The following is a 16,253-nucleotide window of genomic DNA, read 5'->3' as shown; positions in this document are numbered from 1 at the left end:
CCGCATTTCGGGCAGGTGAAGCCTTTGCTGGTGCACTCGAACTCGCCGGTAAAGCCGCACTCGTAACACTCATCGATTGGCGTATTGGTTCCGTAATACGGCACATGCTGATAGCTGTAATCCCAGACGTCTTCCAGGGCTCTCAGGTTGTGCTGAATATTCGGGTACTCGCCGTAGCAAATAAAGCCCCCATTGGCCAGCGGCGGGTAAGGCGCTTCAAAATCGATTTTGTCGTACGGGTTCACCTTCTTCTCCACGTCGAGGTGGAAGCTGTTGGTGTAATACCCTTTATCGGTCACGCCTTCGATCACGCCAAACTCAGCGGTATCCAGGCGACAGAAGCGGTCGCAGAGGTTTTCGCTCGGCGTGCTGTACAGGCTAAAGCCGTAGCCGGTTTCGTCTTTCCACTGATCCACCGCTTCGCGCAGGCGCTGAACGATGGCGACGCCTTTCTCACGCAGCGCTTCGCTGTCGTACATATGTTTGCTGCCGAACAGCGCGTTGATGGTTTCATGGATGCCGATATAGCCCAGAGAAATCGACGCGCGACCGTTTTTGAAAATCTCAGAGACATCGTCGTCCGCTTTCAGACGCACGCCGCAGGCCCCTTCCATGTACAGAATCGGCGCAACGCGAGCCTTAACCCCTTCCAGGCGGGCGATACGGGTCATCAGCGCTTTACGGGCCAGCTGCAGACGTTCGTCCAGCAGTTTCCAGAACGCAGTTTCGTCGCCTTTTGCTTCCAGCGCGATGCGCGGCAGGTTGAGGCTGATAACGCCGAGGTTGTTACGGCCATCGTGAACCTGCTCGCCGTCTTCGTTTTCCCACACGCCGAGGAAGCTGCGGCAGCCCATCGGGGTTTTGAACGAGCCGGTTACCTTCACGACCTGATCGTAGTTGAGGATATCCGGGTACATGCGCTTGCTCGCGCACTCCAGCGCCAGCTGTTTGATATCGTAGTTAGCGTCGCCAAACTTGTGGTTCAGGCCGTCGCGAATCGCGAATACCAGCTTCGGGAACACCGCCGTTTTGCGGTTTTTACCGAGGCCCGCGATGCGGTTACGCAGAATGGACTGCTGAATCAGGCGCGATTCCCAACTGGTGCCGAGGCCGAAACCGAAGGTCACGAACGGCGTCTGCCCGTTGGCGGTATGCAGAGTGTTGACTTCATACTCCAGCGACTGGAAGGCGTCGTAGCACTCTTTCTCGGTACGAGAACGGGCATAGCCTTCGGCATCCGGGATCTGCCACTCTTCGGCAATTTTACGATGTTTATTGAAGCTTTCGGTCACGAACGGTGCCAGCACTTCATCAATACGGTTGATGGTCGTACCGCCGTAAATATGGCTGGCGACCTGAGCGATAATCTGCGCCGTCACCGCGGTCGCGGTAGAGATAGACTTCGGCGGCTCAATCTCGGCGTTGCCCATTTTAAAGCCCTGGGTCAACATGCCTTTCAGATCGATCAGCATACAGTTGAACATCGGGAAGAACGGTGAATAGTCGAGGTCGTGATAGTGGATCACACCGCGTTCATGCGCCATCACCACGTCATGCGGCAGCAGGTGCTGACGCGCGTAGTGTTTGGCGACGATCCCCGCCAGCAGGTCACGCTGGGTCGGGATGACTTTACTGTCTTTGTTGGCGTTCTCGTTGAGTAACGCCGAGTTGGTCTGCTCAACCAGGCCGCGAATTTCCTGGTTCAGACGACCACGCTTTTCGCGTTGGCTATCGCGGTCATGGCGATATTCAATGTAGGCGCGCGCAAGCTGTTTGTACGGACCGGACATCAGCTGGTTCTCAACGGCGGTCTGGATTTCGTTGATATCAACCTGGGCGCGGCCCTGCATTTGCTGGCTAACGACTTCTGCGACGGTGGCGCAATAGTCTGCGTCATCGACTCCCGCTGCTTTAGCTGCACGTAGAATTGCTTCATTAATGCGCTCTGACTTGAACGGCACTTTACAGCCATCGCGTTTCATCACATGCGGTGTCATGATCACTCCATACTTTTATAGAACAGGTTATCCACAGAGGCGGAAGGTCAACCGAAGTCACGAGGCGCTATAGCTGCCGCCGTTTCCCTCCGATCCCGGCCCTTTTTATCCACATCCCATCACCGCCAGAGTACGATAGGTTGTGGTGACATAATAGACTATTAATACAATATGTGGGGCCGGGACGCATTTTAAGTTCTATATGTAGTGCTTTGCATCAAAGATGTTTGCAATTTTATTGATGCAGAACAAAGTAAAAAGAGGAGAGTAGCAATGATGGGCGCTAGCGCTTAATGTAAATTTATCTGCTTATTTAATAAGCAAAAATTAGGCCTGAAAAGAAGTATCAGGCCCGGAAGAAAGAATCTCAGGCTGACCGCATTCCACGCTTCTGCGGTCTTGTTTCCGCAGACGGCGCTGGACTCGTAGCCCGGGAAGCCGCAGCGCAAGCCGGGGAGGGGCTTTACTCCTGCAGCCACCATACCGCTTCAAACGGACGCAGGGTCATATCGGATGGGCGACTCGCCGCTTCCGCATAGTTGCTTATCAGCACCCGCCAGTCACCGATTATTGCTTCCGGCTGCCAGTGCTGGAATTCTCGGCTCAGGTTAGCGACGACAACCAGCGTTTGCCCCTGCCACTGACGGCGATAGCACCACAGCGATGGGTGTTCCGGCAACAGATCCTGATAGTTACCCCAGGTCAGCACGGACGTACTCTTGCGCAGTGCAATCAGCTGCTGATAGGCATAAAACACCGATTCCGGGTCCGCCAGTGCCGCTTCGGCGTTGATCTCACGATAGTTGTCGCACAGTCCAATCCATGGTTCGCCAGCGCTGAAACCACCGTTTTCACCGCTGTTCCACTGCATTGGCGTACGGCTGTTATCGCGTGATTTACTCGCCAGAATCGCCAGCAGTTCATCTGCGCCCTGGCCCTGTGCCGCGCGTTCGATAAACATGTTGTGGCTCTCCACATCACGATAATCGGTAATATTCTTGAAGTGCGGGTTGGTCATGCCTATCTCTTCACCCTGATAGATATAGGGCGTGCCCTGCATACCATGTAGCACCATTGCCAGCATTTTCGCCGCCGGGACGCGGTATTCCCCTTCGTCGCCGAAGCGGGAAACGATGCGCGGCTGATCGTGATTACACCAGAACAGCGCGTTCCACGCGCGATTGTGCATCCCCTGCTGCCAGTGGTTGAACAGCGCTTTCAGTGCTACATAATCCGGGTGCGCCAGGGTCCACTTCTCGCCGTTGGGATAGTCCACCTTCAGGTGGTGGAAGTTAAAAGTCATCGACAGTTCGCCGCCGCCGAGCGCGGCATATTGCTGGCAATGCTCAAGCGAGGTGGAGGACATCTCGCCCACCGTCATAAGGCCGCGGGGGGTGAATATATCGCGGCTCATCTCCTGCAAAAACTCGTGAGCTCGCGGGCCGTCGGTATAGAAGCGGCGACCGTCGCCATCCGTATCGGACGGAAAAGACTGGTCTTTGGAGATCAAATTGACCACGTCGAGGCGCAGGCCGTCGACGCCGCGATCGGCCCAGAACTCGCAAACTTTTTTCAGCTCCGCTCGCACCGCCGGGTTTTCCCAGTTCAGATCCGCCTGCTCAACGGCGAACAGATGCAGATAGTACTGCTCGCTTTCGGCGTGCCACTGCCAGGCGTTGCCGCCAAACTTAGAACGCCAGTTATTCGGCGGCGTGGTTGGTTCGCCGTCGCGCCAGATATAGAACTGGCGGTATGGGCTCTCTTTGTTGAGTGATTCCTGGAACCAGGCGTGCGCGGTGGAGGTGTGGTTCAGCACCATATCCAGCACGATACGCATACCTCGCGCCTTCGCCTGAGCCACCAGTTCGTCGAAATCGTCCAGCGTGCCGTAGGCGGGGTCAATAGCGGTATAGTTGGCCACGTCGTAGCCGTTATCCACCTGCGGCGAGACGTAGAACGGCGTCAGCCAGATGGCGTCAACACCAAGCTTTTGCAAGTAGTCGAGGCGTGAGGTGACGCCACGCAGATCGCCGGTACCGCTACCTGTCGTGTCCTGGAAACTCTTCGGATAGATTTGATAAATAACGCCGTTTTGCCACCAAAGCGGAAGGGTATTCATATTGCGTTCCTGCTACAAAAAGGGGGCGACAGCGCGCCCCTAAAATAAGAAATCAGACAATCTGTAAGGTGCCCTGGCGGAATTTGCGCTGGTAGACCACCGTCGTCAGGACAATCGGCACCACCACGGCGATGGCCATCGCCAGGGCGTAAACCTGCCAGTAGGTTGGCTGAATGGAGAGGATACCCGGCAGGCCGCCGACGCCAATGCCGTTGGCCATCACGCCGTTCAGCCCGCACAGCAGCCCGGCAAGGCCGGAACCGATCATTGCGCACAGCATTGGGAAGCGGTATTTCAGGTTGATACCGTACATTGCCGGTTCCGTGACGCCGAGGTAGGCGGAAATGGCTGCCGGAACGGAGATTTCGCGTTCATTCTGTTTGCGGCTGGCGATGATAATCCCCACAACCGCTGATGCCTGGGCAATATTGGACAGCGCGATGAGTGGCCATACTGGCGTGCCGCCCATGCTTTGAATCATCTGCATGTCGATGGCCAGAGTGGTCTGATGGACCCCGGTAATCACCAGCGGCGCATACAGGAAGCCGAACAGCGCGGCGCCAACCGGGGCAAAGCTACCGGTTAACAGATGACGTACCGCCCAGGCCACGCCATCGCCAATCATGCGGCCAAACGGGCCGATAAAGGCGTGGGCGAGGAATACCGCCAGGATCAGCGAACAGACCGGAACCACTACCAGGTAGAGGTAGTCAGGCACGATGCGCTTCAGGCGCGTCTCGATAAAGCCGAGCGCCAGCCCCGCCAGCAGAGCCGGGATAACCTGAGCCTGATAGCCGACTTTCTCAATAGTGAACAGCCCGAAGTTCCACACTTCAGGTACCTGTTGGCCTAGCAAATAAGCATTCATTAGCTGTGGAGAAACCAAGGTGACGCCTAGCACGATGCCGAGGATCGGCGTGCCGCCCACTTTCTTCACCGCAGACCAGCAGATCCCCACCGGCAGGTAGAAGAAGATCGCTTCGCCAATCAACCACAGGAAGTCATAAATGCTTTGCAGCGACGGGTGCATCTGCGCCAGCGTCTGGCCGTTGCTCATCGGCAGGTCGCCGATCACGTTGCGGAAGCCTAAGATCAGGCCGCCGCTGATCAGCGCAGGCAGCAGCGGGAAGAAGATCTCCGCAAAGTGTGAAATGAGTTGTTCATGCCACTTCATATTCTGCCGCGCGGCTTTTTTAGCCTGCTCTTTATCCGCACTGGCCTGTCCGGTGGTGGCCAGCAGAGCTTTGTAGTAGTCGCCGACTTCGGTGCCGATGACCACCTGGAACTGTCCGGCGTTGGTAAAGCAGCCCTTCACCATGCGTAGCTGTTCAATTTCTTTAGGTTTGGCAATGGCTGGATTATTCAGCACAAAGCGCAGACGGGTAATACAGTGGCTGACGGTAGCGATATTGTCGCGTCCGCCCACCAGTTCGATAAGTTTATCGATGTCCTGCTGATTCACTTTACTCATGATGAAGCCTCATGACCGAGGGAGAGGTTGCGTTTTAACTTGAGGCGAATCCTACTCGCTCCGTTTGAATTGCAAAATGGGAACGTTCCCGAAACGCAGCGAAGATCACATTAATCGTTAAGACAGGCTTAATTCAGTACGGAGGGGATCACGATTTGGCGGGGCTCACGGTTGCCAGCAATCTGTTCGATCAACTGTTGTGCCGCCTGGCGTCCTGATTCGGCGTAACCGGGATCGACGGTAAGGATCTCCGGATGGAGAAACTTCATCAACGGCGTGCTGCCGACGCTGGCAAGCTGGATGTTGTCGATTCCCTGCTGCTGGAGATATTTACTGGCTCCAAGGGCGAGGGTATCGGTAGCGCAGACCAGCGCGCTGGTGTCAGCCGCCAGCACGCTGGCGACGTTTTCGTAACCCTGCTTCATACCCAGCCCAGGCAGCGCTGCGAGGGGAGTGAGGCGTTTTTTCTGGCAAAAATTGAGGTAGGCCTGATGGCGTCGTTGCCCGGTCGTTACGTCGCTGTGCGGCACGCCGAGGAAGCTTATCTGACGATGACCGCGATCGTATAGACGCTGCATTAGCAAGGTGATTGCACCATCGTCGTCATAGCACACGGAGGCGATCTCCGGCGCGTCACGAGCCAGTAGCACCAGCGTCTCCCGCCACGGAGTGAGCATCTCTTCATGAATGCCGGTAAAACCAAACAGTACCACGCCGTCGATATTGCGTCGGGCGAGCATACCGAGGTGCTCTTCAACCAACGCCGTGGAAAACTGGCTCTCCATCATAATCGGATCGTAACCCTGCTCGTAAAAGACGGGGAGCATGGTTTGCACAGCGAGATTTTCCGAGAGGGAATCCAGGCGGGTGACAATGATCGCCACGACTTTATCGCTCTGCCCGCGCATTGCTCTGGCGGAGCGCGAAGGAGAAAATCCGTGCTGCTGCATTACGGCTTCCACCCGTTCGCGGGTACGCTCGCTAACGCCGCTTTCGTTATTCAGCACGCGCGATACCGTCGATTTCCCGACGCCGCTTAAGCGGGCGATATCTTTGATGGTCAGCCGGTTTTGCATGCAGGATTCTCGTTGTGGTCTGATTAAAGTGAGCCTAATGCTACGCAACGAAACCACAATGAGCAAAGTCTGGTTTATGTCTGGTTTAGTTGCCGGGGGGTATCATCGCCATAATAGTCACAAATATATTATTGATGGCGTTATAATTCGCGCCGTTTGTATTCACTTACCGGAGATTTTATGGACCCCGATCCCACTCCTCATCCTCGATGGAGCAACTTTTTTTTCCGGTAAGCCTGCTTAGCACTGCTTTACCGGAAGCGTAAAGCAGTGATGTCTTTGATGTCCCTGCCATAAAAATAACATGCCTGACAGGTAAGGTTTACTCGCGCCTGTCGGTAGTGCTGCGTTCGCTCGCGCGAGCGCGGAGGGACTGTTTATGTTGAAAAATTTTACCCGCCAGCTGTTTGCTCAGCTTGGCCGCCATTTACCGCGTCGTCTGGTACAGCGCGATCCCCTGCCCGATGCCCGCAATCTGGCGAGCGCACCGATTCCGGACTCCCTCGGCAAGCAGTGCCTGAACGTGGCGGCAATGGATGAAAATGAAATCTGGCGCGCCTTTGCCAGCCATCCTGAAGGGCTAAACGAAGGCGAAGTGACGCAGAAAATTGCGCAGTACGGCGAAAACCAAATCCCGGCGCAGAAACCGTCGCCGTGGTGGGTGCATCTGTGGAGCTGCTATCGCAACCCCTTCAACCTGCTGCTGACCGTTCTGGGGATTGTCTCCTACTCGACGGAAGATCTGTTCGCCGCTGCGGTTATCGCCCTGATGGTGGGGATCTCCACGCTGCTCAACTTTATCCAGGAAGCCCGTTCGACCAAAGCGGCGGATGCCCTGAAGGCGATGGTCAGCAACACCGCGACGGTACTGCGGGTGGTCAATGAGCAGGGCGAAAGCCGCTGGCGCAAGCTGCCCATCGACCAACTGGTGCCGGGGGATATTGTTAAGCTGTCGGCAGGCGATATGATCCCTGCTGACCTGCGTATCATCCAGGCGCGCGATCTGTTTGTCGCCCAGGCCTCACTGACCGGGGAATCGTTACCGGTCGAAAAAGTGGCCCGTACCCGTGACCCGCTACAGGCGAACCCGCTGGAGTGCGACACTCTGTGCTTTATGGGCACCAACGTAGTGAGCGGCTCGGCGCAGGCGATGGTTTTCGCCACCGGTGGCGGCACCTGGTTTGGTCAACTGGCCGGTCGTGTTAGCGAGCAGGAAAGCGAACCGAACGCCTTCCAGAAAGGCATCAGCCGGGTCAGCATGCTGCTGATTCGCTTTATGCTGGTGATGACGCCGATAGTGCTGCTGATTAACGGCTATACCAAGGGCGACTGGTGGGAAGCGGCACTGTTCGCGCTCTCTGTCGCCGTCGGCCTGACTCCGGAAATGTTGCCGATGATCGTCACTTCGACGCTGGCGCGCGGGGCGGTGAAGCTATCGAAACAGAAAGTCATCGTCAAACACCTTGACGCTATCCAGAACTTTGGCGCGATGGACATTCTGTGTACCGATAAAACCGGTACCCTGACGCAGGATAAAATCGTGCTGGAGAATCATACCGACGTCTCCGGTAAGGTGAGCGAGCGCGTGTTGCATGCGGCCTGGCTCAACAGTCACTACCAGACCGGACTGAAGAATCTGCTCGATACCGCGGTGCTGGAAGGTGTAGAGCTGGAGTCGGCGCGCGGGCTGGCGGAACGCTGGCAGAAGGTAGATGAAATCCCGTTCGATTTTGAGCGTCGCCGCATGTCGGTGGTGGTGCAGGAGCAGGACAACGTCCATCAGCTGATCTGCAAAGGCGCGCTACAGGAGATCCTCAACGTCTCGGCTCAGGTGCGCTATAACGGCGAAATTGTGCCGCTGGACGACACCATGCTGCGGCGTATTCGTCGCGTTACCGATACCCTAAACCGTCAGGGATTACGCGTGGTGGCGGTGGCGACGAAATACCTGCCCGCACGCGAAGGCGACTACCAGCGCGCAGATGAGTCAGACCTGATTCTCGAAGGTTACATTGCCTTCCTCGATCCGCCGAAAGAGACCACCGCCCCGGCGCTGAAGGCGCTGAAGGCCAGCGGCATTACGGTTAAAATCCTTACTGGCGATAGCGAGCTGGTGGCGGCAAAAGTCTGCCACGAAGTAGGGCTGGATGCGGGCGACGTGGTCATCGGCAGCCAGGTTGAAGCGCTGAACGATGATGAACTGGCTGAACTGGCAAAACGCACTACCCTGTTTGCGCGCCTGGCGCCGCTGCATAAAGAGCGCATCGTGACCGTGCTGAAACGCGAAGGGCACGTGGTGGGCTTTATGGGCGACGGTATTAACGACGCCCCGGCGCTGCGCGCGGCGGATATTGGCATTTCTGTCGATGGCGCGGTGGATATCGCCCGCGAGGCGGCGGATATCATTCTGCTGGAGAAGAGCCTGATGGTGCTGGAGGAGGGGGTTATCGAAGGCCGCCGCACCTTCGCCAACATGCTCAAATACATCAAAATGACCGCCAGCTCTAACTTCGGTAACGTCTTCAGCGTGCTGGTCGCCAGCGCCTTCCTGCCGTTCCTGCCGATGTTGCCGCTGCACTTGCTGATTCAGAACCTGCTGTACGATGTATCCCAGGTCGCGATCCCGTTTGATAATGTGGACGATGAGCAGATTCGTAAACCGCAGCGCTGGAATCCGGCGGATCTCGGGCGCTTTATGGTGTTCTTTGGGCCGATTAGCTCGATATTCGATATTCTGACCTTCTGCCTGATGTGGTGGGTTTTCCATGCCAATACGCCGGAGCATCAGACGCTGTTCCAGTCCGGCTGGTTTGTGGTAGGGCTGCTATCTCAAACGCTGATTGTGCATATGATCCGCACGCGGCGGATCCCGTTTATCCAGAGCCGCGCTGCATGGCCGCTAATTGTGATGACGCTGCTGGTGATGGTGGTGGGGATTGCGCTGCCGTTCTCGCCGTTGGCGGGCTATTTGCAGCTTCAGGCGCTGCCGCTGAGCTACTTCCCGTGGCTGATTGCCATTCTGGCGGGCTATATGACGCTGACCCAGATGGTGAAGGGCTTCTACAGCCGTCGCTACGGCTGGCAGTGAGTGGCCAGACACGGAAAAACAAAAAAGGCAGCTCTCGGCTGCCTTTCTTCATTCTGCCCCGAATTAACGACGAATAGCGATCGCTTCAATCTCAATTTTCACATCTTTCGGCAGGCGCGCAACTTCAACGCAGGAGCGCGCCGGGAAGGTGGCGTTATGCTCGGTGAAGAAGGCTTCATAAGCGGCATTAACGGTGGCAAAATCGTTGAGATCTTTCACGAAAACGGTAGTTTTAACAATATCACCCACTTTCAGGCCTGCGGCTTCAACGATAGCTTTTACGTTGTCCAGAGACTGACGCGCCTGAGCGGCAACGTCTTCCGCCACGCTGCCGGTTTTCGGGTCGACCGGGATTTGGCCGGAAGTGATGATCATGCTACCCAGATCAACACCCTGAACGTACGGGCCGATGGCTGCTGGTGCATTTTCCGTCGCGATAGTTTTAGACATGATTTCTCCTGAATAACAGCATAATGAAGTAGTTACGCCCATCTTTTACATCGCTAACTTCACGATAGCCTGAAAGATGAGGGGTAAGAGACCCGGCCATTATAGGGAGCCGGGTACACAATACCAACCTCAATTAGTTCGCCAGAACCACATTGTGCGAGAACTCTTTTTCACAATATTTGCACTTCAGCGCGATGTCATTTTCACGTTTTTTTACCGCAAAGCTGGAAGAGACCGGCTCAGCGTGGCTGATACAGTTGCTGTTCGGGCACACCAGCACGTTGTTGATGCGATCCGGCAGATTCGGGCGAGATTTACCGACGACTTCATAATCATCAATACGGTTCACCGTGGCCTGAGGTGCGTACAGGGAGAGCTGGTTAACCTGCTCGTCGGTGAGGAAGGTGTTCTCAATTTTGATTAAATCTTTACGGCCCATTTCACCTGATGGCAGGTTCAGGCCGATGGTGATGCGCTGATCCGTTTCGGTCAGTTTGAATAGCGTCAGCAGCTTAAAGCCGACCTGCGCCGGGATGTGGTCGATAACGGTGCCGCGTTTGATGGCTTCTACCTGCAATTTGTTGTCGTGTGTCATCTCTTTTTCCCCTTACAGTGCCAGATCGCTATTCAGTACCAGTGCCAGTAACGCCTGGCGGGCGAAGATGCCGTTACCGGCCTGTTGGAAGTACCAGGCGTGCGGCGTTTTATCGACATCGGTGGTGATCTCATCAATGCGCGGCAACGGGTGCAGCACTTTCATGTTTGCTCGTGCGCCTTCCAGGTCGGTAGCGCGCAGAACAAACTGTGCCTTCACGTTGGCATATTCCGATGGATCGAGGCGCTCTTTCTGCACGCGGGTCATGTACAGAATGTCCACTTCTTCCATCACCTCTTCGATAGCGCTGTGCAGGCTCCAGGCAATGCCTTTTTCGTCGAGCATATCGAGAATGTACTGCGGCATGGCCAGCGCGTCCGGCGCGATAAAGTAGAAGCGGTTACCGTTAAATTTCGCCAGCGCCTGGGTTAAAGAGTGGACGGTACGACCATATTTCAGGTCGCCGACCATGGCGATGCTCAAGTTTTCGAGGCGACCCTGGGTCTCCTGAATGGTGAACAGATCCAGCAGCGTTTGCGTCGGATGCTGGTTCGCGCCATCACCGGCGTTGAGAACCGGAATGCCACCGGAGAATTCGGTCGCCAGGCGCGCCGCCCCTTCCTGCGGATGGCGCATGACGATGGCGTCGACGTAGGTGCTAATCACTGAAATGGTGTCGGCCAGAGTTTCGCCTTTTTTGCCCAGCGAAGTGTTGCTGCTGTCTGAGAAGCCGACCACGCTGGCACCCAGGCGGTGCATGGCGGTTTCAAAAGAGAGACGGGTACGGGTGGAGGCTTCGAAGAAGCAGCTGGCAATCACTTTATGTTTGAGCAACTCCGGCTGCGGATTGGCTTTCAGTTTTGCAGCGGTCGCCAGTACCAGTTCAAGGTCTTCGCGGCTGAGATCGTTTATGGAAATGATATGTTTTTGAAATAGCGGGTTAGCCATGTTTATCTCCTGACGCCTGGGCAAAAAAAAAGCCCCTTAAATAAGGGGCTTTACGAATACGGATGCAACGGAAAGGAAAAACGGCAGGCCAGCGTCTGTTTTCAGACGCGGTAAGACGCGATGTCGTACACACTGAACCATAATTCCTCCCGGCAAAACGGGTGGCATTATACGCAGCTCATATTTCGGATCAAGCGATTAATCCACAAACAGGTAAACGTTTGCCTGGATAACGTTGCGTCAGCGCAAAAAACCACAAAAAAGGAGTGGTATGGCAATGGGAAGGGGGGTATAAAAACGGAAAATGAAAAGCTGTTTTATATTCGAGGGTTATTATGATTGTTGGAAACATTCACCATCTACAAAGCTGGCTGCCGGAGTCTCTGCGCGAGGCTATCGACCACGTTAAAGCTCATGTCACTGATGCGACACCGCTCGGCAAGCATGATATTGACGGTAACAACCTGTTTTATCTGATTTCCGAGGATACCACCGAGCCGATGGCCGACCGTCGCGCTGAGTATCATGCCCGCTACCTGGATATCCAGATTGTCTTGAAAGGGCAGGAGGGCATGACCTTTAGCGTTCTGCCTGCCGGTGCGCCGGATACCGACTGGCTGGCGGATAAAGATATCGCTTTCCTGGCTGAGGGCGCGCAGGAGAAAACCGTGATCCTCAATGAAGGAGATTTTGTGGTCTTCTATCCTGATGAAGTACATAAACCGCTGTGCGCCGTCGGCGCGCCGGCAAAAGTGCGCAAAGCGGTTGTGAAGATGCTGATGGCGTAAAAAATCCCCGGTAGGCGCTGCTGCGCCTACCGGGGATACGGTTTGGTGCGGTCAGGTAGCCCGGATCAGCGTAGCGCAATCCGGGAAAATATCGCTAAAGAAGGGTTACTTTCCCAGCGTCGCGACCATCACCGCTTTGATGGTATGCATACGGTTTTCCGCCTGGTCAAAAACAATGCTCGCCGGGGATTCAAACACCTCATCGGTCACTTCCATTCCGCCATGCAGGCCGTAATCCGCAGCCATCTGTTTGCCGAGCGTGGTCTGGTCATCGTGGAACGCGGGCAGGCAGTGGAGGAATTTCACCTGCGGATTGCCGGTCAGCGTCATCATCTCGCTATTCACCTGATAAGCACGCAGCAACGCGATGCGCTCCGCCCACTTCTCTTTAGCTTCGCCCATCGATACCCACACATCGGTATAGATAAAGTCAGCGCCTTTCACGCCCGCGGCGATATCCTCGGTCAGGGTAATATTACCGCCGTTTTTCTGCGCCAGCGCCTGGCACTGTGCGACCAGCTTCTCCTCTGGCCAGCAGGCCATCGGCGCCACCAGACGCAGATCCAGCCCGGTTAATGCCGCTGCTTCCAGCATGGAATTTCCCATATTGTTGCGTGCGTCACCGGCGTAGACCAGGGTCATCTCGTTAAAGGCTTTACCCGGCAGATGTTCCTGCATGGTCAGCAGGTCTGCCAGCAACTGGGTCGGATGGAACTCGTTGGTCAGCCCGTTCCACACCGGTACACCGGCAAATTCCGCCAGCGTTTCGACCACTTCCTGGCCATGCCCGCGATACTGAATACCGTCATACATCCGGCCCAGCACACGAGCCGTATCTTTAATTGATTCTTTATGTCCAATCTGGCTGCCGCTTGGGCCGAGATAAGTAACGCGTGCGCCCTGGTCAAATGCGGCAACTTCGAAAGAGCATCGGGTGCGGGTAGAGTCTTTTTCGAAGATGAGCGCGATGTTTTTGCCGGTGAGATGCTGGATTTCGATATTGTTTTTCTTATCAGCTTTGAGCCTGGCTGCCAGCTCAAGCAGGGCGGTGATTTCGGCAGGGGTAAAATCAAGCAACTTTAAAAAATGCTTCTGGTAAAACGCAGACATGGTTCCCTCACATGGCTCAGGCCATTTGTTGAATTAAAATTCACTTTATATGTATGAATATTCATTTGCAACCCCGTGTCATAAATCTTTCTCTCAGATGGTGGAGGCAATCACGGCGGTATGTGACAATAGAAGTATCTGCGACACATTATGAGGAACGAGCCATGGCAAACCCGGAACTACTGGAAGAACAGCGTGAAGAAACGCGTCTGATTATCGAAGAGCTGCTTGAAGATGGCAGCGATCCGGACGCGCTGTACACCATTGAGCATCATCTCTCTGCCGAAGACTTCGAAACGCTGGAGAAAGTGGCGGTAGAAGCCTTCAAACTGGGTTATGAAGTGACCGAGCCAGAAGAGCTGGAAGTCGAAGAAGGTGATACCGTTATCTGTTGCGATATCCTCAGTGAGTCTGCGCTGAATGCTGAGCTGATCGATACTCAGGTTGAGCAACTGATGACGCTGGCAGAAAAATATGAAGTTGAATACGACGGCTGGGGCACCTACTACGAAGATCCTAACGGTGAAGACGAAGAAGGTGACGACGACGAAGATCTCGTTGATGAAGACGACGACGGCGTTCGCCACTAAGCCGCAGAGATATACGGCGGCATACCGCGCCGCCGTATATACCCGTCATACTTCGAGTTGCATGTGCGTTGGTTGCGTTCGTTCGCCCCAGTCACTTACTCAAGTAAGCTCCTGGGGACTCGCTCATTTACCGCCTTCCTGAAACTCGAATTATTTAGGGTATAGCAAGGAACTTCAATGGATTACCCGCACATACTCTCCCCGATTTTAGATTTTCTGCACTGCCCAACTCCTCAGGCGTGGATTGATGAAGCCCGGAAGCCGGAAAATCTGCCGTTGTTGCTCACCGATCATATGGTGTGCGAGCTGAAAGCTGCGCAGAACGCCATGCTGCTGGTGCGTCGGTACGTAGCGGATAAAGAAGGTGCGGATGAACTGCTGGCCTGTCTGAAGCCCTATGAGGATTTCACCTACCGCTGGGGGCCGGAGCCGGATTTTGTCGCGCTGCATAAGCAGATAAATAAAAGCGCCATGCCGCAGACCGACGATCCCTGGGGACGTCAACTGCTCGACAGTATGATTTTGCTGATCAAAGAAGAGCTGCATCACTTCTGGCAAGTTCGTGAAATCATGCTTGCCCGCGACATACCTTACGTCAAAATAACCGCCAGCAACTACGCCCGCGGGCTACGCCGGGAAGTGCGTTCTCACGAACCGGTGATGCTGATCGATAAGTTAATCTGCGGCGCTTATATTGAAGCCCGTTCCTGCGAGCGTTTTGCCGCGCTGGCGCCATGGCTGGATGATGATCTGCAGAAGTTTTATCTGTCGCTACTGCGTTCCGAAGCGCGCCACTATCAAGACTATCTGGATTTAGCGCAGAGGATTGCCGGGGACGATATTAGCGAACGTGTGCGCCAGCTTGGCGAGGCGGAAGCGGCGCTTATTAACGCAACCGAAGCGGAATTTCGTTTTCACAGCGGCGTGCCTGCTTAAAAAGTTCAGGCCGCCGTTTAGCTATTGCGGCCTGACAATCACTATAGATTAGCGTTCTTATCTTTTTCCGTAGCAGCGGCGGCTTTCGGTGCGCCGAGAGTCGCTTTAAACCAGTTCACCACTCGCTCAATAACTGGCTTCTGATACCAGCTGTCATCGCCGTGCTCCGCGCCTTCCAGCAACACGTAGTCCGCCTGGTTACCCTCTTTTTTCAGCGCGTTATAGAGCTGTTTGCTTTGTAGCGGCGAAACCAACGTGTCGGCGCTGCCGTGCATAATTAAGAACGGTGGTTTTTTACCGCTGATATGGCCCATGGGGCTGGCCGCCAGCGCTTTTTGCTTATCGCTGCCGATAGTCGCGCCCGGCCAGTCGCGAAAGGCGCTGCCGTGAACCAGCAGCGCTTCAGTGACCGCCGGTGACTGATGCACTTTTTGTATCGGCTCCGGGAAACCTTCGCCGATATTCAATAAATTTGAGATCCCGTACAGCGTTGCGGCGGCCTGAACATTGGAGGATTGGGTGAGATTGTCGCCGCGATCGAATGATTTATCGTCGTTGGTCAGCGCCAGCATCTGGGCCATATAGCCGCCAGCGGAGTCGCCAAGAACGCCAATACGGGATGGATCGATACCGTATTCCGTCGCATGCTCGCGCAGGTAGCGAATAGCTGCCTTACCGTCCACAACCGGAGCCGGGAACGTGTCCGGGACCGTGCGATATTCCGCCGCGGCGACAACGAATCCGGCATCAGCCAGCGCCATACGCATTTCGATAAACTTATTCCATGCCGCGCTGGTGAAACCGCCGCCGGGGAAATAGACGATTGCCGGTTTCAGGTTGCCGTTGCGCGGTACCAGCAGCGACATATGCAGCTGACGAACGGCAACGGTGCTTTTCACCTGGCTATAAACAATATCGTTCAGCGCATCGATGCGGCCCTGCGTTTTTTCCACGCGGATAACCTGTGCGCCTTCGGTATTCCCGGGAAGTTCGTTGGCGTAAACGCTGGAGGCCATGCCACCAATAATCAGGCTACCGATCAGCCGGAAGGGGACTTTTGTCATGATGTTCTATCCTGAGCAACG

General features: G+C 55.3%; 16 protein-coding genes. 5 read left to right on the top strand and 11 right to left on the bottom strand.

Annotated elements, in window-relative coordinates:
- The 4 genes from nrdD to treR form a co-directional block, all read right to left on the bottom strand.
- Positions 1-1,997, bottom strand: a 1,997-nt coding sequence (nrdD, locus tag QVF11_RS17710; protein WP_287858489.1) for an anaerobic ribonucleoside-triphosphate reductase, incomplete at its 3' end; no start/stop codon positions are given.
- Positions 1,998-2,460: 463 nt separating this feature from the next.
- Positions 2,461-4,116 carry an alpha,alpha-phosphotrehalase gene (gene treC, locus QVF11_RS17705; protein ID WP_287858487.1) on the bottom strand — a complete coding sequence of 552 codons (1,656 nt, stop codon included), beginning with the start codon at positions 4,114-4,116 and terminating at the stop codon, positions 2,461-2,463.
- 52 nt (positions 4,117-4,168) lie between these two features.
- On the bottom strand, positions 4,169-5,587 hold the full coding sequence (gene treB / locus QVF11_RS17700; RefSeq protein WP_112216258.1) for a PTS trehalose transporter subunit IIBC: 1,419 nt from the start codon (positions 5,585-5,587) through the stop codon (positions 4,169-4,171).
- A 128-nt stretch (positions 5,588-5,715) separates the two neighbouring features.
- Positions 5,716-6,663: a trehalose operon repressor TreR gene (gene treR / locus QVF11_RS17695; RefSeq protein WP_112216259.1), complete on the bottom strand. Its 948-nt coding sequence runs from the start codon at positions 6,661-6,663 to the stop codon at positions 5,716-5,718.
- Positions 6,664-6,843: 180 nt separating this feature from the next.
- Between treR and mgtL the strand changes: the two genes are divergently transcribed.
- A complete protein-coding gene (gene mgtL / locus QVF11_RS28645) occupies positions 6,844-6,897 on the top strand; it encodes a mgtA regulatory leader peptide MgtL (RefSeq protein ID WP_142512859.1) in 54 nt (17 codons plus the stop codon).
- Positions 6,898-7,042: 145 nt separating this feature from the next.
- Positions 7,043-9,751 carry a magnesium-translocating P-type ATPase gene (mgtA, locus tag QVF11_RS17690; protein ID WP_287858484.1) on the top strand — a complete coding sequence of 903 codons (2,709 nt, stop codon included), beginning with the start codon at positions 7,043-7,045 and terminating at the stop codon, positions 9,749-9,751.
- Positions 9,752-9,814: 63 nt separating this feature from the next.
- On the opposite strand, the gene ridA is transcribed toward mgtA, so the two are convergent.
- The 4 genes from ridA to QVF11_RS17670 all read right to left on the bottom strand — a co-directional run bounded on the left by ridA (position 9,815) and on the right by QVF11_RS17670 (position 11,885).
- The gene (ridA, locus tag QVF11_RS17685; RefSeq protein WP_112216261.1) at positions 9,815-10,201 is read right to left on the bottom strand and encodes a 2-iminobutanoate/2-iminopropanoate deaminase; all 387 of its coding nucleotides are present in this window, start codon (positions 10,199-10,201) and stop codon (positions 9,815-9,817) included.
- Between the two features lie 133 nt (positions 10,202-10,334).
- A complete protein-coding gene (gene pyrI / locus QVF11_RS17680; RefSeq protein ID WP_112216262.1) occupies positions 10,335-10,796 on the bottom strand; it encodes an aspartate carbamoyltransferase regulatory subunit in 462 nt (153 codons plus the stop codon).
- A gap of 12 nt (positions 10,797-10,808) precedes the next feature.
- Complete coding sequence (gene pyrB / locus QVF11_RS17675; RefSeq protein ID WP_287858483.1) at positions 10,809-11,744, bottom strand: aspartate carbamoyltransferase; 936 nt, start codon at positions 11,742-11,744, stop codon at positions 10,809-10,811.
- 36 nt (positions 11,745-11,780) lie between these two features.
- On the bottom strand, positions 11,781-11,885 hold the full coding sequence (locus tag QVF11_RS17670) for a pyrBI operon leader peptide (RefSeq protein WP_072351778.1): 105 nt from the start codon (positions 11,883-11,885) through the stop codon (positions 11,781-11,783).
- Positions 11,886-12,079: 194 nt separating this feature from the next.
- On the opposite strand from QVF11_RS17670, the gene QVF11_RS17665 reads away from it, so the two are divergent.
- A complete protein-coding gene (locus tag QVF11_RS17665; RefSeq protein ID WP_112216266.1) occupies positions 12,080-12,532 on the top strand; it encodes a YhcH/YjgK/YiaL family protein in 453 nt (150 codons plus the stop codon).
- A gap of 105 nt (positions 12,533-12,637) precedes the next feature.
- Here QVF11_RS17665 and argF read toward each other — a convergent pair whose 3' ends face one another.
- Both argF and argL read right to left on the bottom strand, forming a co-directional pair.
- Positions 12,638-13,642: an ornithine carbamoyltransferase gene (gene argF, locus QVF11_RS17660; protein WP_112216267.1), complete on the bottom strand. Its 1,005-nt coding sequence runs from the start codon at positions 13,640-13,642 to the stop codon at positions 12,638-12,640.
- Positions 13,612-13,707, bottom strand: coding sequence for a putative translational regulatory protein ArgL (argL, locus tag QVF11_RS28710; RefSeq protein WP_376767899.1), 96 nt, complete (start codon positions 13,705-13,707; stop codon positions 13,612-13,614). The genes argF and argL overlap by 31 nt, the downstream gene beginning before the upstream one ends.
- A 99-nt stretch (positions 13,708-13,806) precedes the next feature.
- On the opposite strand from argL, the gene rraB reads away from it, so the two are divergent.
- Both rraB and miaE read left to right on the top strand, forming a co-directional pair.
- Positions 13,807-14,232 (top strand): ribonuclease E inhibitor RraB, encoded by a 426-nt coding sequence (rraB, locus tag QVF11_RS17655; protein ID WP_287858480.1) that lies wholly within the window; start codon positions 13,807-13,809, stop codon positions 14,230-14,232.
- A gap of 177 nt (positions 14,233-14,409) precedes the next feature.
- Positions 14,410-15,168 carry a tRNA isopentenyl-2-thiomethyl-A-37 hydroxylase MiaE gene (gene miaE / locus QVF11_RS17650; RefSeq protein ID WP_287858479.1) on the top strand — a complete coding sequence of 253 codons (759 nt, stop codon included), beginning with the start codon at positions 14,410-14,412 and terminating at the stop codon, positions 15,166-15,168.
- Between the two features lie 41 nt (positions 15,169-15,209).
- On the opposite strand, the gene QVF11_RS17645 is transcribed toward miaE, so the two are convergent.
- Positions 15,210-16,232, bottom strand: a complete 1,023-nt coding sequence (locus QVF11_RS17645; protein ID WP_287858477.1) for an alpha/beta hydrolase — start codon at positions 16,230-16,232, stop codon at positions 15,210-15,212.
- Positions 16,233-16,253 lie beyond the last annotated feature (21 nt).

This window comes from Klebsiella sp., assembly GCF_027492335.1.
Taxonomy (GTDB): Bacteria; Pseudomonadota; Gammaproteobacteria; order Enterobacterales; family Enterobacteriaceae; genus Klebsiella; species Klebsiella huaxiensis.
Note: the sequence above shows the minus strand (reverse complement) of the source record. Positions and strands in the feature narration are given on the sequence as shown.